Source organism: Micromonospora sp. BQ11 (assembly GCF_052068135.1).
GTDB lineage: Bacteria > Actinomycetota > Actinomycetes > Mycobacteriales > Micromonosporaceae > Micromonospora.
Map to the genome: position 1 here is coordinate 301,742 of NZ_JBQHDB010000004.1, position 19,546 is coordinate 321,287.

The window sequence follows — 19,546 nt, forward strand, 5'->3', positions numbered from 1 at the left end:
ATTCATGCCTGACAGGCATATCGCTCGTGGAGATGTCCGTGGCGGCGGCGCCGGCCCTCAGCCCTTTGACGCGCCCAGGGTGAGCCCCCGGACGAACTGCTTCTGCAGCAGGAAGAAGATCACCAGGGTGGGGATCGCGACCAGCACCGAGCCGGCCGAGACCAGGTTGTTGTCGGTGAAGAACTCGCCACGCAGGTTGTTCAGCGAGCTGGTGACGGGGAACTTGTCGCCGGTGCGCATGAGCACGGTGGCCCAGAAGAACTCGTTGTAGATCCAGGTCACCTCCAGCGTCGCCAGGGCCGCCAGGGCGGGCCGGCACAGCGGCATCGTGACCTGCCAGTACTGCCGCCAGATGCTCGCCCCGTCGACCATCGCCGCCTCGTACAGGTCCCGGGGCAGCGCCTTCATGTAGTTGCTGAGGACGAACACGCAGAATCCGCACTGGAAGGCGACGTTGACCAGGATGAGCCCCCAGTAGCTGTCGTAGAGCAGCTCCGAGTCGCTCATGAACGCCGGCAACGGCACCTGGGTGAAGAGCCGGAACAGCGGGATCAGCAGAGCCTGCTGGGGCAGCAGGTTCGCCGCGGTGAACAGGCCGAGCAGGACGATGTTGGTCTTCCAGCTGAACCGGGCGATGACGAACGCCACCATCGAGGCGAGGAAGAGCGTCAACAGCACGGCCGGCACCGTGATGTACGCCGAGTTCAGGAAGTGCTTGCCGAACTCGGCGGTCTGCCAGGCGGTGACGTAGTTGTCCAGGGTCCAGCCGCCCAGCGAGACGTACCCGTTGGCGGCGGTGTACTCGTAGGACCGCAGGGAGGTCAGCACCGCCCACAGGATCGGGAACAGCCAGCCGACCGCCACCGCGGCGAGGAACAGGTGCAGCACCACCCGCGCCGGCCGCACGGGCCGCCGCGCCGGTGCGGGTGTCCGGTCCGTCGTCTCGCGGGTCACGGTCGCGGTGCTCATCGGCGGTCCTCCCGCATCACGGTGGCCAGGTAGACGGTGATGAACAGCAGCGAGACGACCAGCATGATGGTGGCCAGGGCCGAGCCGAAGCCGATCCGGCTGGCCTCGCCCACCACGTTGGAGGTGACCAGCGCGGAGATCAGCTCCAACCCGTTGCGGCCCTTGTTGATGACCCACACCAGGTCGAACGCGCGCAGCGACTCGATCACCGTCACCACCAGCACGATGATGTTGATCGGACGCATCACCGGGAAGACGACCTTGAAGAAGGTGCTGGTCTCCGATGCGCCGTCCACCGCGGCGGCCTCCCGCAGCGACGGGTCGACGCCCTTCAACCCGGCCAGGTACAGCAGCATGATGTAGCCGACGTGCCGCCAGCCGGCGGCGAACAGCACCGCCCAGATGTTCACGTCCGGGTCGCCGTACCAGTCGACGCTCGTGCCGAGCACGGCGTTGAGCAGGCCCTGGTCGCGGGAGTAGATCAGCTGCCAGATGAAGCCGATCAGCGCCAGCGAGAGCACGACCGGCAGGTAGAGCGCGGTCTGGTAGAACCGGCTGCCGCGGATCTCCTTGTCCAGCAGAACGGCCAGGAACATGCCGATCGGCGTGGCCACCACGAAGAGCGCCACCAGCCAGAGCAGGTTGTTCTGCACGGCGGGGACGAACGGCGGGTAGATGTTGACCACGTCGGAGTAGTTGCGCCCGCCGACCCACTCGATCTCGCTGACCGGGCCGATGCCGTCCCAGTTGGTGCCGGACAGCAGAACGGTGGCGACGGACGGCAGCCAGACCAGGCCGACGACGAGCAGCAGCGGTACGAGCACCATCAGCGCGATGACCACGCGGTCGGTGCGGGACAGGAGCCGTAGCCGGCGACCGCGACCACCACCCGTGGAGGTGGTGGTCGCGGCCGGTGGCGGCACGGCGCGATCCGCTTGGATCAGGGGCAGGTCGGACACGATGTCCTTCCCCTCTCGCCGTCGTCAGTCAGTGAAGATCGACTTCTTCTGGTTCTCGATGCTGTTGACCAGACCGTCGATGTCGGCCGGGTTCTTGATGAACTGCTGGATCGCCGGGATGATCACCGTCGAGGCGAAGTCGGGGCGGGTGTCGCGGTCCAGGAACTGCGCGATCTCGGTGGCCGAGCCGACCAGTTCGGCGGCCTTCTTCTGCAGCGCGGTGTAGCCGCTGGTGTCGGCCTCGGTGTTGGCGACGAGGGTGCTCGGGTCGTTCTTGACCGTGATGTCCGCCGCGGCCTTCGAGCCGACGTACTCCAGCATCTTCCTGGCGTTCTCCTCCTCCTTGGGCTTGCGCGCCATCATGTAGCCGTCGATCGGCGCGTCCAGGGCCTTGGCCCCGATCGCCGGGTCGATCTCCGGGAAGGTGAAGAAGTCCAGGTCGTCCTGCTCGTCGGCGTTGAACTGCTGGGCAACGAAGAGGCCGAGCAGGTACATGCCGCTCTTCTTCTGCTGCAGCGACTGGGCCGCCTCCTGCCAGGTCCGGCCGAGGGAGTCCGGCTGGTGCAGGGGGAGCAGCCCGCGCCAGGTGTCGAAGACCTTCTTGACCTTGTCGGAGGTCCAGGACTCCTTGCCGGCCATCAGGTCGACGTGGAACTGGTAGCCGTTGATCCGCAGGTTGAGGATGTCGAAGGTGCCCATCGCCGGCCAGCCGTCCTTGTCGGCGAAGGCGATCGGGGTGAGGCCGTCCTTCTTCATCTCGGCCGACAGCGCGGTGAGCTGGTCGAGGGTCGTCGGCACCTGGTAGCCGTTCTGCTGCCAGACCGACTTGCGGTAGAAGACCGCCCACGGGTAGTACGACGACGGCACGAAGTACTGCTTGCCGTCGTCGCCGGTGGACGCCTTCTTGAACGCCTCCGACTGCCCGGAGAGCTTGCCCCAGACGTCGCTGACGTCTCCGGCGAGGCCCTTGGCGGCGAAGAACCGCATCCGGTAGCCGGCGAACCACATGAACACGTCGTCCGGCTTGCCCTGGAGGTAGTTGTTGATGTTCTCCTGGTACGTGTTGTGGTCGACGGTGTTGACCGCGACCTGGAGGCCGGAGGACGTCTGGAAGCCGTCGACGACCTTGGCGATGACCTCCTTGGGCTTCGGGTCGGACTGGTTCGACCCGAGCGACACCGTCTTGGACCCCGACCCGCCGGAGTCGGAGTCGCCGCCGCAGCCGGCGAGCAGGCCGGTGCCGAGCAGCGCGCCGCCGGCGGCCCCGGCGAGCACCGAGCGGCGGCGGAGGCCGGCGACGGACGGGGGTACGAGCCGGGCCAGGTACTCGGCTTGGGATCGGGGACGGGACATGGTGCCTCCTGCGGAAGAAGAGGTGCGCTGCGCCCAAGGGCCGTCAGAGGAGTGGCGGGGTCGGCCGTCCGTGATCCCACATCCGGATCCATCGCGAATCCACATTGGCAAACACGAACTGCCAGTGGCGCCTGAAACTACTCGCCCTTCCGGCGCTGTCAAGAGGGGGAGGTAGCGCGGATAACCCAGTCGTGACAAGGCTGTAATCAGGTAAACGTTGGAAACGAAGTCGATGTTGGAAACTGTTGACTTGTCTTCCAGGTCGGGGCACGCTCTGCAGCCATGCGGCGATGGCAGGGCGACCGGATCTGGTACGGCGCCGACTACAACCCCGAGCAGTGGCCCGAGTCGACGTGGGCCGAGGACGTCGAGCTGATGCGCCGCGCCGGGGTGAACCTGGCGTCGGTCGGCATCTTCTCCTGGGCGCTGCTGGAGCCGGCCCCCGGTGAGTTTGACTTCGGCTGGCTCGACCGCGCGATCGACACGCTGCACGCCGGCGGGATCGCCGTCGACCTGGCCACCGCCACTGCCAGTCCGCCGCCCTGGCTCGCCCACCGGCACCCCGAGACCCTGCCCCGCCGCGCCGACGGCGCGGTCCTGTGGCCCGGCGGACGCCAGGCGTACTGCCCCAGCTCACCGGTGTTCCGGGAGCGTTCGCTCGCCCTGGTCGAGGCCGTCGCCACCCGGTACGCCGAGCACCCGGCCGTCGTCATGTGGCACGTCTCCAACGAGCTGGGCTGCCACAACGTGCACTGCTACTGCGACGTCAGCGCCGAGGCGTTCCGCCACTGGCTGCGCGAGCGGTACGGCGACCTGGACGGCCTCAACGCCGCCTGGGGCACCGCGTTCTGGAGCCAGCGGTACGGCGACTGGGCCGAGGTGAACCCGCCCCGGCTTGCCCCGACCTTCGCCAACCCCACCCAGCAGCTCGACTTCCTGCGCTTCTCCTCCGACGAGCAGCGGGCCCAGCTGCGCGCCGAGCGGACCGTGCTCGACCGCCTGGGCCGGCAGCCGGTCACCACGAACTTCATGATCGGCAACCTGGGCATCAAGTACCTGGACTACCACTCGTGGGCGTCCGATGTGGACGTCGTCTCCAACGACCACTACCTCACCGCCGCCGACCCGGACTCCCACGTCGGGCTGGCGCTCGCCGCCGACCACACCCGAGGCGTCGCCGGTGGTGACCCCTGGCTGCTGATGGAGCACTCCACCAGCGCGGTCAACTGGCAGCCCCGCAACGTCGCCAAGACGCCGGGGCAGCTGCGCCGCAACAGCCTCGCGCACGTCGCGCGCGGTGCCGACGGGGTGCTGTTCTTCCAGTGGCGGGCCTCCCGCGCCGGTGCGGAGAAGTTCCACTCCGCGCTGCTTCCGCACGCCGGTCCCGACACCAAGGTGTTCCGGGAGGTGTGCCGGCTCGGGGCGGACCTGGCCGCGATCTCCGAGGTGATCGGCAGCCGCGTCGACGCCGAGGTGGCGATCCTCTTCGACTACGAGGCCTGGTGGGGCGCCGAGCTGGACTCGCACCCGAGTGTCGACGTGACGTACGGCGACCGGCTCACCGCCCTGCACGGCACGCTCCTCCGGGCCGGGATCACCGCCGACGTCGTGCACCCCTCGGCCGACCTGTCGCGCTACCGCCTGGTCCTGGTTCCGACCCTCTACCTGGTCCGCGACGCGCACGCCGAGGCTCTGCGCGCGTACGTGGCCGCCGGCGGCACCGTGCTGGTCACGTACTTCAGCGGCATCGTCGACGAGAACGACCACATCCGCCTCGGCGGCTACCCGGGTGCGTTCCGCGAGTTGCTCGGTGTGCGTACCGAGGAGTTCTTCCCGCTGCGGACGGGGGAGCGCGTCCACCTCGACGACGGCTCGACGGCCGACGTGTGGACCGAGTGGCTGCACGCCGAGGGCGCCGAGGTGCTCGCCGCGTACGCCGACGGTCCGCTGCCCGGCGTGCCGGCGGTGACGCGGCACGCCTTCGGCGACGGCGCCGCCTGGTACGTCGGCACCCGCCTCGACTCCGACGCCACCGACGCGCTGGTGGCCCGGCTGGTCACCGAGTCCGGCGTCCGGCCGGTGGCCGACGTCCCGGCGGGGGTGGAAGTGGTCCGGCGCCGGGCCGGCGACCGCAGCTGGCTCTTCGTCGTCAACCACACCGGGACCGCGGTGCGGGTGGCCGTCACCGGCACCGACCTGCTCACCGGGGCGGCCTGCGCCGGCGAGTTGACCGTCGCCCCCGGCGAGGTGGCCGTGGTACGCGAGGACGTGGCGCGCCCCGCGGATCCGGCCTGACCGACTACCCTTCCCCACGGCCGTCAAGGAGGTCCGATGCTCGCCCAACAGCGGCAGACCGCCATCCTCGACCTGATCCGGCAGCGTGGCGGCGTCCGCGTCAGCCACCTCGTGAGCCGGTTCGGGGTCTCGGACATGACCATCCGCCGTGACCTCGAGGTGCTCGCCGAGCGGGGCCTGGTGGACAAGGTGCACGGCGGCGCGACCCTGGCCGGTCCCGGCTCCGCCGAGGAGCCGGGCTTCGCCGCCAAGTCCATCCGGCAGCAGGCCGAGAAGCGGGCGATCGCCGAACGGGCCGCCACGTTGGTCGAGCCCGGCATGGCGATCGCGCTGTCCGCCGGCACCACCACCGCGGCCCTGGCCACCCTGCTCGCCGACGTGCGGGGCCTGACCGTGGTGACCAACTCGATTCCGGTCGCCGACGCGCTCTACCAGAACCCGCGCGCCGACCAGACGGTCGTGCTGACCGGCGGCATCCGTACGCCGTCGGACGCGCTGACCGGGCCGGTGGCCGAGGCGGCGATCGGCACGCTCAACGTGGACCTGCTCTTCCTCGGCGTGCACGGGATGAGCCCCCGGACCGGCTTCACGACCCCGAACCTGCTGGAGGCGGGGGTGAACCGCTGCCTCATCAACGCCGCCCGCCGGCTGGTGGTGCTCGCCGACCACACCAAGTGGGAGACCATCGGCATCGCCACCATCGCGCCGCTGGAGGAGGCGGACCTGCTGGTCACCGACTCCGGACTACCCGCCGAGGCGCGCAGCCAGATCGGTGACCAGGTGGGCGAACTCATCGTCGTGGAGACCGCCTGACCCCGGCACGCTTCACAGCGACCTCACAGGGCATCTGGATAGGGTCCGCACCAGCGAACCGTTCCAGACAGGAACGGGGATCGGTATCCGGGAGTCCCGATGGTCTTCAAGAAGATGTTGAGTGCGTTCGGCGTGGGCGGTCCGAGCGTGGACACGGTCCTGACGAACCCCAACACCCGACCCGGCCTCACCCTCGACGGGCAGGTCAACCTGGTCGGCGGCGACGCGCCGGCGAACATCGAGCAGATCGTCGTCGGGCTGGTCACCCGGGTCGAGATCGAGGGCGGCGACCACGAGTACGCCGGGGTCATGGAGTTCCACCGGATGCCGGTCAGCGGCGCGCTCCAACTCGCCCCCAAGCAGCAGCTGTCCCTGCCGTTCCAGCTCCCCGTGCCGTGGGAGACCCCGATCACCGACGTGTACGGGCAGCGCCTGCACGGCATGACGATGGGCCTGCGCACCGAGCTGGCGATCGCCCGCGCCGTCGACAAGAGCGACCTGGACCAGGTCAACGTGCACCCGCTGCCGGTGCACGAGCGGATCCTGGAGGCCTTCCAGCGGCTCGGGTTCCGGTTCAAGCGCGCCGACCTGGAGCGGGGCCACATCCGGGGCACCCAGCAGACCCTGCCGTTCTACCAGGAGATCGAGTTCTTCGCCGCGCCGCAGTACGCGCAGCTCATCAACGAGGTCGAGCTGACCTTCGTCACCGGCCGGCAGGGCGTCGACGTGATCCTGGAGTGCGACAAGCGCGGCGGGTTCCTGAGCGCCGGCCACGACGTCTTCGGTCGCTACCAGGTCTCGCACGCCGACGCCGACCGCGTCGACTGGGCGCAGGTGGTGGACGGCTGGCTCAAGGAGACCACCTCCCGCTACGGCGGCCTGCGGGCGCAGGGCGGCTTCGGCAACCCGTACGGCGGTCACCGTCGGGGTCCCGGCATGGGCGGCATGGTCGCCGGCGCGGCGCTCGGCGTGGCCGGCGGCATGGTCGCCGGTGAGATGATCGAGGACGCCTTCGAGGGCGACCTCGGTGGTGACTTCGGCGGTTTCGAGGAGTAGTCCTCCACGCACGACGGTGCCCTCCGGGACGGATCCCGGAGGGCACCGTGATGTCACGCGGTGGTGCGCCGGTCAGTGCCGGGCCTTGCGCTCCTCGCTGCTGCGGAAGTTGCTGCCCGCCTTGGCCAGACCCCGGCTGCCCAGGTAGCCGATGGTCAACAGCGTGATCATGAACCAGGCGTTGTCGGCCCGGAAGATGTCCACACCGGTGGAGTTCCGGCCGACCACCTGGGAGGCGGCGAGGACGCCGATGACCGCGGCGATGTAGACCCAGAACTCGGTCGTCCGCAGCGACGGCTTGGTCTCGGTACCGGGCGCCTGAACCGCCTCGCGCCGTCCGTCCTGTGCCATCGGCATCGGACGGGTGGGCGTCTCCACGGCCGCGCGGTCCATGGTGGCGCGATCCTGCATTCCCGTGCGGTTCTGTACGTCGGCCGCCGGACGGTTCATCGGCCGGGTGCTTGCTGCCTGCGTGCTCATCGGGTCCTCCTCGGATTTGATGAGTCCCCCGCCCCGTCACCGCGTGTCGGCCACGGCACGGTTCGCGTTCCTGCCGGGGGCACCCTGCGACTACCCGACCCGCCGGGGGCAGTAACACCCACGTCCGGCCGGATAGTTGTCGCGACGCCGGGCGGGCGGGTGATCCCGTGCCGCCCGGCGTCGCGGGTCAGCGCAGGCCGTTGCGGATCGCCACCTGGACCAGCAGGTCCGGGTCGTCGGTGATGATGCCGTCGACACCCAGGTCGACGACGCGCTGCATGACCGCCGGATCGTTGACGGTGTAGGGGATCACCTTCAGCCCGTACCGTCGCTGAAGGGTGCGGACGTCCGGTCCGTGGTAGTACGCCGGGTTCTGCCGCAGGTACCAGTCGGCGGAGGCGACGGTGCCCTGCGCCGGGTCGTGCACCTGCCAGTTGGCCGAGACGGTCCGCGCGCCGGCGGACCGGGTGAGCTTGCCCAGGTCGCGGTGCTTCCACCAGTCCAGGCCGGCGGTCCACGGGCTCTTCACCGTCGGGTCCCCGTACACGGCCTGGAGCGAGCACTCGTCGGCGAGGCTCGCGCACTCGGCCGGGCCGTACTGCCACACCAGGGCGACGGTGCCGATGCGGCGGTTCAGGTCCCGGGCGTACGTGATGGTGCGCCAGTCGAACGACTGGATCGTCGCCCGCCGCTCGAATCCGGCCCGCTCGATGGCGCGGACCAGCTTGCGGGTGAAGCTGCGGTACGGCTCCGTGTCGTCGACCACCGGGCTGATCTTCGTCTCGATGTTCATCCGCACGTCGTCCCGGCCGCTGGCCCGGACCAGCGCGAACACCTCGTCCAGGGTGGGGATGCGGGCACCCGGGGCCGGCACCTGGTCGGGCGCGTCCGCCGGCACCGTCGAGCCGCAGTCGAGGGTCTTCAGCTGGGCCAGGGTGAGGTCGTGCACCCGCTTGCCGACGTACGGGAACTGCGGGTCACCCGGCCACGCCGGGGCGGTGTCCGCGCAGTGCGAGCCGTTGACGGTGCGGTCGTGCAGCACCATGAGGTGACCGTCGGCACTGACCCCGGTGTCCAGCTCCAGGGTGGAGATCGCCGGGTTGTCCAGCGAGTGCGCGAACGCGGGAAGGGTGTTCTCCGGGCGGGTGGCCCGGCCGCCGCGGTGGGCCTGCACGTCGAACGGTGACGCGTACCCGCGCGGCAGCGCCATTCCGCGCTGGGCCAGCAGGCCGCGCAGCCGGTCCGGGTAGTCGGTGATGATGCCGTCGACCCCGTCGTCGATCAGCTTCGCCATCGTGGGTACGTCGTTGACCGTCCACGGGACGACCCGGATCCCGTTGCGGTGGGCGTGGTCGACCATCTCCCGGGTGACGTACGGACGGTAGCCGGGGTCGGTGACCGTGCCGTTCTGCGGGAAGCCGTGCACGGGGGAGAACGTGGTGGCGCCGAAGGTGCGGATCGCGGCGATCGGGTCGCCGCCGAAGTCGTCGATGTCGAGGCCGCCCAGCCAGGGCGACGCGCCCGGCTGTCCGGTCCGGAGGAAGTCGTAGTTGGTCAGCGCCACCAGCGGCAGGCGCGGCTCGACCTGGCGCATGCGCATCAGCGCACCCCAGTCGAAGCTCTGGATCGTCACCTGCCGCAGCAGCCCGGCGGCCCGGACCTCGGCGGCCGTCACCTGCACGAACTGCTCGCGCGGGGCGGTCTCGGACGGCGCGCCGGCCTCCACCTTGGTCTCCACGTTGAGCGTGACGTCGTCCGCCCGGTAGCGCTTGACCAGCGCGAAGACCTCCCGCAGCAGCGGCATCCGGGCACCTGGCACGGCGAGCTGGCCGGGTCGGTCGGCGAGGGTCTTCGCGCCGCAGTCGAGGCTGCGCACCTGGGCCAGGCTGAGCGTGTTCACGTACTTCCCGACGTACGGGAACTCGGGGTCGCCCGGGGTGACCGGTGCGGTGTCGGCGCACTTGGCGCCGCTGACCCGGCGGTCGTGGGTGACGACGGCCTGCCCGTCCTCGGTGATCTGCACGTCCAGTTCGAGGGTGCGGACCCCCAGCTGGAGCGCGTTGCCGAACGCGGCGAGGCTGCTCTCCACCCGCAGTCCCAGGCCGCCGCGGTGGGCCTGCAGGTCGAATGTCCGGTCCGGGCGCGGCTTCGCCTGGCTGGGCGCTCCGATCCCGGCTGTCACGGTCGCCGCCACCAGGGCGGCGACGGCGATACGGCGTACGGTGTGCACGTTTGTCCCTCCGGGGGCGGGCCGTTCCCGCCGACCCGCCGGACAGCATGGGCGGCCGGCGCAGCCCGGAGGCGACGGTCGGGGGACGGCCGGGTGAACGTGCTGGTGCGGTTTCGGCCGGCCGGCGCTGCGGGTTTGGCCGGCCGGTGGCCGGGCACGCTCAGATCACCGACGTCTTCTGCGAGGTGAATCGACGTGCGTGAGGACGACATGCGACAGGACGCCGCCCGGCGGGCCGAGGACCGGATCGCCGGCGGGGAGTACGGCGAGGGTGTCCTGGACGAGGTGACCGTGCCCCAGACCGATGTGCAGCGGGTGATCCAGGACGTGGACCCGGACGACCCCGCCCATGCCCGGGTCGACCCACAGGTGCTGCGTGACGGCGGCCCCACCCGCGGTCAGGGTGCGGTCACGACGACCGGTGGCACCGCCGGCCCGGCGAGCGTGCGCCGGCTGGCCCGCCAACCCGAACGCCATCCCGGCAAGGTCGCACCGACCACGACCGGTGACGCCACCACAGGGGGCCTCAGCACCCCCACCGGCGGCTCGACCAGCGACCAGTCCACGACAGCCACCGGCCCCGGCCGCTCCACCACCAACCAATAACCCACCACCCACCCACCAAGACCCCGTTGATCAAGGAGTTTGCGTCAGCCGGAGCCAGGATCCTGACGCAAACTTCTTGATCAACCCCGAGGGGTGGGGGTGGGGTGGCAGGTTAGGCGGGGCGGAGGATGCCTAGGCGTTGGGTGGCGCGGGTGAGGGCCACGTAGAGGTCGCTACGGCCTCTCGGGGACTCCTGGACGATACGGTCGGGGTCGGCCAGCAGGACCGAGTCGAACTCCAGGCCCTTGGCCTGGGCGACGGTCAGCACCACCACGGCGCTCTCCAGCTCCGGGTGCTCGCCGACGGCGGCCTCGGGCAGGTCGGCGGTGAGCGCCGCACCCAGCTCGTCGACCCGGCCGGCGGGCACGATCACGCCGAGTCGTCCGCCCGCCAGGTCGGCCGCCTCCCGGGTGGCCGCCTCGATCAGCTCCGCGGTGAGCCGGTTGGCCGGCACCGTACGGTCCCACGGCGGTACGCCGCTGTTGCGGACCGAGCGGGGCGGGCGCAGTGCCGGGTCGATCTCGGTGAGCACGTCGGCGGCGACCGCCATGATCTCGGCCGGGGTGCGGTAGCTGACGGTCAGCTCCTCCAACCGCCACCGCTGCGCCACGTACGGCTCCAGCGCCTCGGCCCACGAGGGCGTGCCGGACAGCGCGCCGGTCTGTGCCACGTCACCGACGATCGTCATCGACCGGCTCGGGCAGCGGCGCATCAGCAGCCGCCACGCCATCGGCGACAGTTCCTGCGCCTCGTCGACGATGACGTGGCCGAACGCCCAGCTCCGGTCGGCGGCGGCGCGCTGCGCGGTGGTCAGCCGCTCGGCCTCCTCCTGCCGTTCCAGCAGGCGGTCGGCGTCGATGAGGTCGGTGACGCCGAGGATCTCGCCGCCGTCGGCCTCGTCCTCCACGTCGATCGAGCGGGAGCCGCGGGCGATCTCCAGCACGCCCTCGGCGTACTCCCGCTCGAAGGCCCGGATCCGTTCCCGGCGGGCCGCCGCCGCGCGGTCGTCCTCGCCCAGCAGCTCGGCTGCCTCGTCGAGCAGCGGCACGTCGGCCGGCGTCCAGCCGCCCGGCTCGCGGTGCAGCAGGGCCCGCTCCGCGTCGGTCAGCGTCGGCGCGGCGGCGGCGATCCGGTCGGGGTCGGCGAACAGGTCGGCGAGCAGGCGCTGCGGGGTGAGGACCGGCCAGAGCTGGTCCAGTACGGCCTTCACCTCGGGTTCCTCGCGCAGCTCACGGCGGATCTCGGCGACGTCGGCCTCGTCCAGCAGGTTCTCCCCGCCCAGCGGGTCGGCGCCGATCCGCTCGGCCACCTGGGCGGCGAGGGCGTGCACGATCTCGACGTCGAACACCGCGCGGGCCAGGTTGTGCGGCCGGCCCGAGCGCCGGGCCCGGTCCCGGGCCACCCGGACCGTCTCCGGGGCCAGCGTCAGGACCTCCCGCTGCGGGAGTTCGATCTCCAGGGGCTCGTCGGGCACCCACTGCCGGTCCCGGACGGCGGCACCCAGCACGTCGACCATGACCGGGCGGCCCTTCAGCGCCGCCGCCTCGGCCGACTCGACCCGTCGGGCGTTGACGCCGGGGAACAGGTCGGCCTGGGTACGCAGCAGGACGCCGGTCTCGGCCAGCGCGGGCAGCACCTGGGAGATGTAGCGCAGGAACGTCGCGTTCGGGCCGACCAGCAGCACCCCTCGGGTGGAGAGCTGCTGCCGGTGGGTGTAGAGCAGGTACGCCGCCCGGTGCAGCGCCACCGCGGTCTTACCGGTGCCCGGCCCGCCCTGGACGACCAGCACACCCGGCAGGTCGGCCCGGATGATCCGGTCCTGCTCGCCCTGGATGGTCTCCACGATGTCGCGCATCCGGCCGGTCCGGCCGGCGTTGAGGGCGGCCAGCAGCGACGCCTCGCCGGTCAGCTCCTCGTGCGCCGTGGGGGAGGCGGCCTCGATGTCGAGGACCTCGTCGTTGAGGCCGGTGACCTTCCGGTGCCGGGTACGCAGGTGCCGCCGGCGGCGTACGCCCTGGGGGTTCGCGGCGGTGGCGAGGTAGAAGGCGCGTGCCGCCGGGGCCCGCCAGTCCATCAGCAGCGGGTCGTAGTCGCCGGTGGTGTCGAAGATGCCGATGCGGCCGACGTAGTGGCGACCGCCGTCGTCGGTGTCGAGCCGGCCGAAGCAGAGCCCGTTCTCCACCGCGGAGTACTGCTCGACCTGGTCGGCGTACATCTGGACGGCGCCGTCGCGCTGGGAGCGGGCCTGCAGGGTGCCACCGGTGGCGCGCAGCTCGCCGGTCAGCCGGCGGGACGCCTGCTCGCGCAGCCCGTCCAGGCGCGCGTAGAGCATCGAGACGTACTCCTGCTCGCAGCCGATCTCGTCGTCGGGCTGCGCTGCACCGGGACCGCCGGAGTGCCTTGACAAGCCGTCTCCCAATTGGTTAGTATCTTTCCGAGAACGGCCTTTGAGCCGTTCTTTTTTGTTGCCTGAACTGAGAAAGATACCGTCCGCCGGCGCACCGGGCCAAGCCCGCGCGGCGAGTCCCGGACCACCACCCGCCGACCGCGTCGCCGCCGTACACGACCACGGGGGCCCGCGCGGTGCGCGGACCCCCGATCAGGCTGTGGTGTCGCTCAGCCCCTGGCCACCTCGTAGAGCCGCTCCGGGGTCACCGCCCCGGCGATCACCCGCCCGTCGTCGGTGAGCAGCACGTTGACCATCTTGGTGGAGAACAGGCGGCCGCTGCCCCAGTCGCCCTTGACCGCCGGCAGGCTGCCGAGCATCGCGCCCAGGTCCGGCGCGTCCGCGGCCGCGGCGTCCCGCTTCTCGCGCGCCGGTCCCGCGCCGTCGACCCGCGCGACCACCACCGTGGCCCAGCCCTCGCCGACCGTACGCACGTCCGGCTTCTTCCCGTCGGCCGGCTTGGCCCGGTCCTCGGCGGGCCGCGCCCCGGCCTTCTCCTCGGTCACCGTCACGCCCGGCGGCGGGTTGAAGGTGAACTGGTCGGCGTCCGGTCGGGCGTACGAGATCTGGGTGAAGGCCATCTCGAACGCGGGGGAGTCGCTGCCGTCGGCGAACACCTCGAACCGCAGCGGCACGTGCTCGCGGGCGTCGATGGCGATGCGCACCTGGCTGACCAGCGAGGCGGCGTCGCGCGGGGCGAGCACCAGCTCGTACGCGTTTCGCCCGGCCACCGTGGCGGCCCGGCCGACGCTCACCTCGGTGCTCGGGTCGATCGCCGCGAGCGCCCGGTCGGCCGCCTCCTTCGGGGTCACCGGCAGCTCGGGGGCCGACTCGCGTCCGGCCTCGGCGGGCAGCACCCGGTGGCTGGCGGTGTTGGTCCGGCTGTTCCAGGTCCACACGTCCCGACCGTTGCGGACGATGTCCTGCTCGCCGAGGGTGTCGAGCAGGGCGACGCGCTGCTTGTCCGGCCCGGAGTGCCACACCCGCAGGGTGTGCGTACCGGTCAGCAGGGTGGTCAGCTCGTTGCCGCCGACCAGCCCGACCAGCGGCGGCAGGCCGAGGTCGGCGCGCTGCACGACCGTGCCGGACAACCCGTCGAGGCGGGACGTCTGCAGGTCGACCAGGAGCTGGGCGGCGGTACGGGGCGGCAGGCTCGGCTCGGCCTGGGCGGCGAACGTGCCGATCGCGGCACCTCCGCCCACGACGGTCACGGCGGCGGTCAACGGGACCAGCCAGCGCAGGACGGGACGACTTTTCAGGACGGACATGTGGCACCTCCTGCGACCATCCTGCCCGGTTGCGGCTGTGAGAGTGCTGAGGAAGCCCCCTACGGGTGCGGGCGTAGGGGTGGCACTCTTGACCCCGTGCGGTTGCTGGTGGTGGAGGACGAGTCCCGGTTGGCGTCGGCGCTGCAGCGCGGCCTGGCGGCCGAGGGGTTCGCGGTGGACGTCGCGGTGAGCGGCCCGGCCGGGCTGGACGCCGCCCGGCACGGCGGCTACGACGCGATGATCCTCGACGTGATGCTGCCCGGCCTCTCCGGTTACGAGGTGGTCCGCCGGCTGCGCGCCGAGGAGCACTGGCTGCCGGTGCTCATGCTCTCGGCCAAGGACGGCGAGTACGACCAGGCCGACGGGCTGGACTGCGGCGCCGACGACTACCTCACCAAGCCCTTCTCGTACGTGGTGCTGCTGGCCCGGCTACGGGCGTTGCTGCGGCGCGGCGCTCCCGAGCGCCCGACCGTGCTGACCGTCGGTGACCTGCGGTTGGATCCCGCCCGGCGGCGGGTGACCCGGGCGGACGCCGAGGTGGCCCTGACCGCGCGGGAGTTCGCGCTGCTGGACTACCTGATGCGGCGTGCCGGTGAGGTCGTGTCGAAGACCGAGCTGCTGGACCACGTGTGGGACGCCGGGATGGAGACCGCCCCGAACGCCGTCGAGGTCTACGTCGGCTACCTGCGGCGCAAGATCGGCCGCGAGCGGTTGGAGACCGTGCGCGGCGCCGGCTACCGGCTCGCCACGTGAGCGCGAGGAGGCAGCCGGCGTGGCGAGCCCCCCGGTCGCGAGCCGAGGCGGCGCCGTGAGCACCGCCGCCGACGCGGGGGCGGGTCCGGCGGCACGACCGTGGCGGCGGCTGCGGGCGGCGCTCGGCCTGCGGGGCCGGCTCATGGTGATCGGCGTGCTCGGTGTGTCGGTCGGCCTGGCCGTGGGTGGGCTGGTGCTGCTCGGCGTGCTCACCTGGGCCCTGCACCGCACCGTCGACACCGAGGCGTTCCGTACCGCCGACGCGGTGGCCCTGCTGGCCGCCGAGGACGCCCTGCCCGACCCGCTGCCGGTCGCCGGTGGGCAGGTCCGGGTGCAGGTCGTCGACGCGCAGGGTCGCGTCCGGGCCGCCTCGATCGACGCCGACCGGCTGGTGCCGATGGTGCGGCCGGAGCAGATCGACCGGGGCATCCGGACCCGGCTGACCGTGTCGGGGGAGCGGGTCGGCCTGACCGGGCCGGTCCGGGTCGTCGCCGTGCCGGCGGGCACCGTCGAGGATCCGCTCACCGTCCTGGTCGCCCGGTCGCTCGGCGACGTCCGGCAGAGCGGACACGTGGTCCGGACCATCCTGCTGGTCAGCTTCCCGCTGCTGGTGGGCGTGCTCGCGGCGGTCGCCTGGCGGGTGGTGGGCGCGACCCTGCGGCCGGTCGAGGCGCTGCGCCGGGGTGCCGAGGAGATCACCGGCCGGGACGGCAGCGGGCGGCTGCCGGTACCGGCGTCGCAGGACGAGATCCACCGGCTGGCGGTCACCCTGAACGACATGCTGGACCGGTTGCGCTCCGGCCGGGACCGGCAGCGGGCCTTCGTCGCCGATGCCGCGCACGAGCTGCGCAGTCCGCTGACCAACATGCGGACGGAGCTGGAGGTCGCGCAGCGGCTGGCGGACCGCACCGACTGGCCGGCGGTGTCGGTGAACCTGCTGACCGACGTGGAGCGGCTCAGCCGGCTGGTGGACGACCTGCTGCTGCTCGCCCGCACCGACGAGGCGCCCGCCGTCCGGGCGGCCGAGCCGGTGGAGCTGGGCGGGTTGCTCGCCTCGGTGGCCGCCCGGTACCCGTCGCCGCCGGTGTGCCCGGTCGCCCCAGCCGCTCCGGCGTGGACGGTGGGGGATCCGGACGAGCTGCGCCGCATCCTCACCAACCTCGTCGACAACGCGGTCCGGCACGCGCGGACCCGGGTGCTGCTGGCCGTGGAGCCGTCTACGGCGGACGCACCGTCCGGCGCCCCGGACCGGGCGGGTCCGGGCGCGGGAGACGACGGCGTCGGCGCGTACCACCGGGTGACGGTGACCGACGACGGACCCGGCATCCCGGTCGCGGACCGGGAGCGGGTCTTCGGCCGGTTCACCCGGCTCGACCCGGGCCGGGACCGCGACGCCGGCGGCGCGGGTCTCGGCCTGGCGATCGTGCGGGAGCTGGCCCGCCGGGCCGGCGGGAGGGTCCTCCTCGCCGACGCCGCTCCCGGGCCCGGGCTGCGGGTGGAGGTGCTGCTGCCGGTCCTGCCCGGCGAGGAGGCGGCCGGTGATCGTCTGCGCGTGGCCGGTCCGGTGACCGGCGTGCCGGACCGCTGAGGTGCAGACGATCGACCGGGGCGGTCACCGGCGGTCGGTGCAGACCGCCTTGCTGGTGGCGATCGTGTCGGCGGACCAGACCACCCCCACCGTGAAGCAGTAGTCGGTGCTGCGGTCGAGGTTGTAGGCGATGAACTGGGTGGCGCCCGCGGGCAGGTTGGCGAAGGCGTTCGGCGTCTGGCCGGCCCGGCCCCCGGAGATGACCACCGGCCCCTCACCGCCGGCCGGATAGGTCCAGCGGAGTACGACGCTGTCCCGGTTGTCCCGCAGGGTGAACGCGCCGGGTGGGGTGCCCGGCGGGGCGGGCGCTCCCGCCGTCGGGCTGGCCGGAGCGGTGGTGCCCGTCGGTGTGGTGCCGCTCTGGGCCGGCACGGGTGTGCCGCTGGCGGCCGGCGCGGCCGGCTCGTCGTCGCCGTCGAAGCGGGACACCCCGGCCACCACGGCGGCGGCGCCGAGCAGCACCACCGCCACGCCGCCCGCGACCAGCGGCAGCATCCGGTTGCGCGACGGCGCGGGCGCCCGGTGCACCGGCACCGGCAGCAGCCGGGACGGGGTGTACGGCTCGTCGGTCGCCTCCGGTGCCGCGTGGTGACGCACGCGGTGCACGCCGTCGGCCTCGTCGGTGCCGGCCAGAGGAACCACCGACGGTGGGACGGCGGGCTCGTCGCGGCGGTCGTGCTCGGGCGGCCACCAGCCCTGGTCGGCCGGCGTGGTGTCGGTCGGGCCGTCCACCGGCTGCCGGGGCGACGGCACGGTGTGCGTCAGGTCGGTGTGGGGTGGCGGCGGCTCGGCTGGCCGGTAACCGGCCTGCGAGGGGTGGTACGCGTACGGCGGGGCGGGCCCGTCGCCGGGCGGGGGCGTCCGGGCGGTCGGCACGATCGGGGTGTCCCGGTCGACCGGCGAGGTGTCCGCGCACATGTGGTCGGGGTTCGCGGCGGCCCGGGCCAGGCTGGCCACCTGCGCCGCCAGGGGGTCGTCCGCCGGCAGGTGCTGGCGGCACAGCTCCCGGGCCAGTGCCAGGTTGTCGTGCGCCTCGGTGAACTCGCCGCAGTCGCGTTGCATCGCGCCCAGCCGGGCCAGCATCTTGATGCCGCTGGCGTGGCCGTCGCCGTACACCTCGCGGTGCAGCTCCCAGGCGTCGGCCAGCCGGTCCCGAGCCACCTGGCACTGGCCGCGCGCGTACTCCACGGTGGCCAGGTCGGCGTGCGCGGCGAGCACCCGCAGCGACTCCGGGCCGTCAGCGGCGGTCAGCTCGATGATCACCTCCTGGTAGAGCCGCGCGGCGCGGGACCAGCTGCCCACCCGGTGCAGCACCGCCGCCAGGGTTGCCGCGGCGGCGATGGTGCGCTGGTCGGAGCGGCCGTGCAGCCGGGTCGCGGCCGCGTACGCGAAGGCGGCCCAGCCCCGCGCGGAGTGCGGCTCGCCGAGCGCGACCAGGACCCGCGCCTGGAGACCGGCCGCCTCGGCCAGCTCGGGCGTGGCGTTGGCCGGGCGCGGGTCGGCGTCGGTCAGCGCGTCGGCGAGGAGCCGCTGGGCGCCGGCGAGGTCGCCGGTGGACACCAGGTGGTGCGCTTGGTCAGTCAGGTCGCCGAAGCCGGAGGGCACGCCCCATCGTGCTCATCCGACGACGGTAAGTACAAGACCCGCGCCGGTCAGGTTTCGCGCAGATGGTCGACGAGAGCCTCACTGATCCGGCGTAGCTGGTCGACCTGGGCCGGACTCAAGGCGTCGAACAGGTGCCGGCGTACGCCCTCCACGTGGCCGGGCGCGGCGGCCGCGAGGGTCGCGAAGCCCTCGTCGGTGAGCAGCGCCACCTGCCCGCGGCGGTCGGTCGGGCAGTCCTCGCGGCGGACCCAGCCGGCCGTCTCCAGGCGGGCCACCGCGTGGGAGAGGCGGCTGCGGGACGAGCCGCTGGCGTCGGCGAGGTCGCTCATCCGCAGCCGCCGGTCGGGCGCCTCGGAGAGGCGGACCAGGATCTCGTAGTAGGCGTGCGGCATCCCCGCGTCGCGTTGCAGCTCGCGGTCGAGCGTCTCCATCAGGCCCCGGGAGGCGGTCAGGAACGCCCGCCAGGTGTGCTGCTCGTCCGGGTCCAGCCAGCGGGTCATGACGCCCATCATACGGCATTTAGTTGAACGCTCAACAAAATCGGGGTACCGTCGGTGGCATGGGAATCCACCGTCTCAACCACGCCGTCCTTTACGTCAGCGACCTGGAGCGCAGCGTCGCCTTCTACCGTGACGTGCTCGGTTTCCGCCCGGTCGCGATGACGCCCGACGGCTTCCGGGGCGCCACCTTCCTTCAGGCCCCCGACTCCACCAACGACCACGACCTCGGCCTGTTCTCCATCGGCGCCGGCGCCGGACGCTCCACCGCCGGCCGCGCCACCGTCGGCCTCTACCACCTGGCCTGGGAGGTCGACACCCTCGACGAGCTGGCCGCCACCGCCCAGCGGCTCACCGCCGCCGGTGCCCTGGTCGGCACCTCCGACCACGGCACCACCAAGAGCCTCTACGGGCAGGACCCCGACGGGCTGGAGTTCGAGATCGTCTGGCTGGTGCCGGCCGCGCTCCTCGACGACACCGCCCTCGCCGCCCGCAAGCGCATCGGCCGCCTCGACCTGGACGCCGAACGCCGGCGCTACGGCGGCCAGACCCGCGGCGGCGTCGGCATCTCCGTCTCCGCCTGACGCCCGGCAGGTTGCCCTCCGCCGGTCCGCGCGGCGGGCCGGTG

15 protein-coding genes and 1 pseudogene are annotated in these 19,546 nt (G+C 72.4%); 7 read left to right on the plus strand and 9 right to left on the minus strand.

Translation table 11 applies throughout. From position 1 onward, the window contains the following. Window positions 1-57: 57 nt before the first annotated feature. From ACTMSW_RS11060 to ACTMSW_RS11070, 3 genes are read right to left on the minus strand one after another with little or no spacing between them, the layout of a single operon-like run. A complete protein-coding gene (locus tag ACTMSW_RS11060) occupies window positions 58-969 on the minus strand; it encodes a carbohydrate ABC transporter permease (RefSeq protein WP_441180446.1) in 912 nt (303 codons plus the stop codon). Next, a complete protein-coding gene (locus tag ACTMSW_RS11065; RefSeq protein ID WP_441180447.1) occupies window positions 966-1,928 on the minus strand; it encodes a carbohydrate ABC transporter permease in 963 nt (320 codons plus the stop codon). Before ACTMSW_RS11065 ends, ACTMSW_RS11060 begins: the two co-directional genes overlap by 4 nt. A 24-nt stretch (window positions 1,929-1,952) precedes the next feature. Beyond that, window positions 1,953-3,281 (minus strand): ABC transporter substrate-binding protein, encoded by a 1,329-nt coding sequence (locus tag ACTMSW_RS11070; RefSeq protein WP_441180448.1) that lies wholly within the window; start codon window positions 3,279-3,281, stop codon window positions 1,953-1,955. Window positions 3,282-3,563: 282 nt separating this feature from the next. Between ACTMSW_RS11070 and ACTMSW_RS11075 the strand changes: the two genes are divergently transcribed. The 3 genes from ACTMSW_RS11075 to ACTMSW_RS11085 all read left to right on the plus strand — a co-directional run bounded on the left by ACTMSW_RS11075 (window position 3,564) and on the right by ACTMSW_RS11085 (window position 7,445). Then, the gene (locus tag ACTMSW_RS11075; protein ID WP_441180449.1) at window positions 3,564-5,576 is read left to right on the plus strand and encodes a beta-galactosidase; all 2,013 of its coding nucleotides are present in this window, start codon (window positions 3,564-3,566) and stop codon (window positions 5,574-5,576) included. Between the two features lie 36 nt (window positions 5,577-5,612). After that, entirely contained in the window at window positions 5,613-6,389 is a 777-nt protein-coding gene (locus ACTMSW_RS11080; protein ID WP_441180450.1) for a DeoR/GlpR family DNA-binding transcription regulator, read from the plus strand. A gap of 99 nt (window positions 6,390-6,488) precedes the next feature. Further along, window positions 6,489-7,445, plus strand: a complete 957-nt coding sequence (locus ACTMSW_RS11085; protein WP_441180451.1) for a sporulation protein — start codon at window positions 6,489-6,491, stop codon at window positions 7,443-7,445. Between the two features lie 72 nt (window positions 7,446-7,517). On the opposite strand, the gene ACTMSW_RS11090 is transcribed toward ACTMSW_RS11085, so the two are convergent. Next, a complete protein-coding gene (locus ACTMSW_RS11090; protein WP_441180452.1) occupies window positions 7,518-7,925 on the minus strand; it encodes a hypothetical protein in 408 nt (135 codons plus the stop codon). Between the two features lie 187 nt (window positions 7,926-8,112). After that, window positions 8,113-10,155 (minus strand): glycerophosphodiester phosphodiesterase family protein, encoded by a 2,043-nt coding sequence (locus ACTMSW_RS11095; protein WP_441180453.1) that lies wholly within the window; start codon window positions 10,153-10,155, stop codon window positions 8,113-8,115. 195 nt (window positions 10,156-10,350) lie between these two features. Here ACTMSW_RS11095 and ACTMSW_RS11100 point away from each other — a divergent pair, with 195 nt between their 5' ends. Beyond that, complete coding sequence (locus ACTMSW_RS11100) at window positions 10,351-10,761, plus strand: hypothetical protein (RefSeq protein ID WP_441180454.1); 411 nt, start codon at window positions 10,351-10,353, stop codon at window positions 10,759-10,761. 112 nt (window positions 10,762-10,873) lie between these two features. On the opposite strand, the gene ACTMSW_RS11105 is transcribed toward ACTMSW_RS11100, so the two are convergent. Both ACTMSW_RS11105 and ACTMSW_RS11110 read right to left on the minus strand, forming a co-directional pair. Beyond that, window positions 10,874-13,093 carry a HelD family protein gene (locus ACTMSW_RS11105; RefSeq protein ID WP_441180640.1) on the minus strand — a complete coding sequence of 740 codons (2,220 nt, stop codon included), beginning with the start codon at window positions 13,091-13,093 and terminating at the stop codon, window positions 10,874-10,876. Between the two features lie 284 nt (window positions 13,094-13,377). Next, entirely contained in the window at window positions 13,378-14,475 is a 1,098-nt protein-coding gene (locus ACTMSW_RS11110; RefSeq protein WP_441180455.1) for a LolA family protein, read from the minus strand. A gap of 96 nt (window positions 14,476-14,571) precedes the next feature. Between ACTMSW_RS11110 and ACTMSW_RS11115 the strand changes: the two genes are divergently transcribed. Both ACTMSW_RS11115 and ACTMSW_RS11120 read left to right on the plus strand, forming a co-directional pair. Continuing rightward, window positions 14,572-15,228, plus strand: coding sequence for a response regulator transcription factor (locus ACTMSW_RS11115; RefSeq protein ID WP_441180456.1), 657 nt, complete (start codon window positions 14,572-14,574; stop codon window positions 15,226-15,228). Between the two features lie 142 nt (window positions 15,229-15,370). Next, window positions 15,371-16,756: pseudogene (locus ACTMSW_RS11120) on the plus strand (sensor histidine kinase); the annotation flags it as partial. A gap of 84 nt (window positions 16,757-16,840) precedes the next feature. Here ACTMSW_RS11120 and ACTMSW_RS11125 read toward each other — a convergent pair. Both ACTMSW_RS11125 and ACTMSW_RS11130 read right to left on the minus strand, forming a co-directional pair. Next, a complete protein-coding gene (locus tag ACTMSW_RS11125) occupies window positions 16,841-18,421 on the minus strand; it encodes a tetratricopeptide repeat protein (protein WP_441180457.1) in 1,581 nt (526 codons plus the stop codon). 47 nt (window positions 18,422-18,468) lie between these two features. Then, the gene (locus tag ACTMSW_RS11130; RefSeq protein ID WP_441180458.1) at window positions 18,469-18,930 is read right to left on the minus strand and encodes a MarR family winged helix-turn-helix transcriptional regulator; all 462 of its coding nucleotides are present in this window, start codon (window positions 18,928-18,930) and stop codon (window positions 18,469-18,471) included. Window positions 18,931-18,980: 50 nt separating this feature from the next. On the opposite strand from ACTMSW_RS11130, the gene ACTMSW_RS11135 reads away from it, so the two are divergent. Further along, complete coding sequence (locus tag ACTMSW_RS11135) at window positions 18,981-19,502, plus strand: VOC family protein (RefSeq protein WP_441180459.1); 522 nt, start codon at window positions 18,981-18,983, stop codon at window positions 19,500-19,502. Window positions 19,503-19,546 lie beyond the last annotated feature (44 nt).

What these genes read in the sequence shown, in the direction of transcription:
- ACTMSW_RS11085 (WP_441180451.1), top strand. Translation starts at nt 6,489, where the DNA reads ATGGTCTTCAAGAAGATGTTGAGTGCGTTCGGCGTGGGCGGTCCGAGC.
- ACTMSW_RS11060 (WP_441180446.1), bottom strand. Translation starts at nt 969, where the DNA reads ATGAGCACCGCGACCGTGACCCGCGAGACGACGGACCGGACACCCGCA.
- ACTMSW_RS11075 (WP_441180449.1), top strand. Translation starts at nt 3,564, where the DNA reads ATGCGGCGATGGCAGGGCGACCGGATCTGGTACGGCGCCGACTACAAC.
- ACTMSW_RS11105 (WP_441180640.1), bottom strand. Translation starts at nt 13,093, where the DNA reads ATGCTCTACGCGCGCCTGGACGGGCTGCGCGAGCAGGCGTCCCGCCGG.
- ACTMSW_RS11080 (WP_441180450.1), top strand. Translation starts at nt 5,613, where the DNA reads ATGCTCGCCCAACAGCGGCAGACCGCCATCCTCGACCTGATCCGGCAG.
- ACTMSW_RS11130 (WP_441180458.1), bottom strand. Translation starts at nt 18,930, where the DNA reads ATGGGCGTCATGACCCGCTGGCTGGACCCGGACGAGCAGCACACCTGG.
- ACTMSW_RS11110 (WP_441180455.1), bottom strand. Translation starts at nt 14,475, where the DNA reads ATGTCCGTCCTGAAAAGTCGTCCCGTCCTGCGCTGGCTGGTCCCGTTG.
- ACTMSW_RS11135 (WP_441180459.1), top strand. Translation starts at nt 18,981, where the DNA reads ATGGGAATCCACCGTCTCAACCACGCCGTCCTTTACGTCAGCGACCTG.
- ACTMSW_RS11090 (WP_441180452.1), bottom strand. Translation starts at nt 7,925, where the DNA reads ATGAGCACGCAGGCAGCAAGCACCCGGCCGATGAACCGTCCGGCGGCC.
- ACTMSW_RS11070 (WP_441180448.1), bottom strand. Translation starts at nt 3,281, where the DNA reads ATGTCCCGTCCCCGATCCCAAGCCGAGTACCTGGCCCGGCTCGTACCC.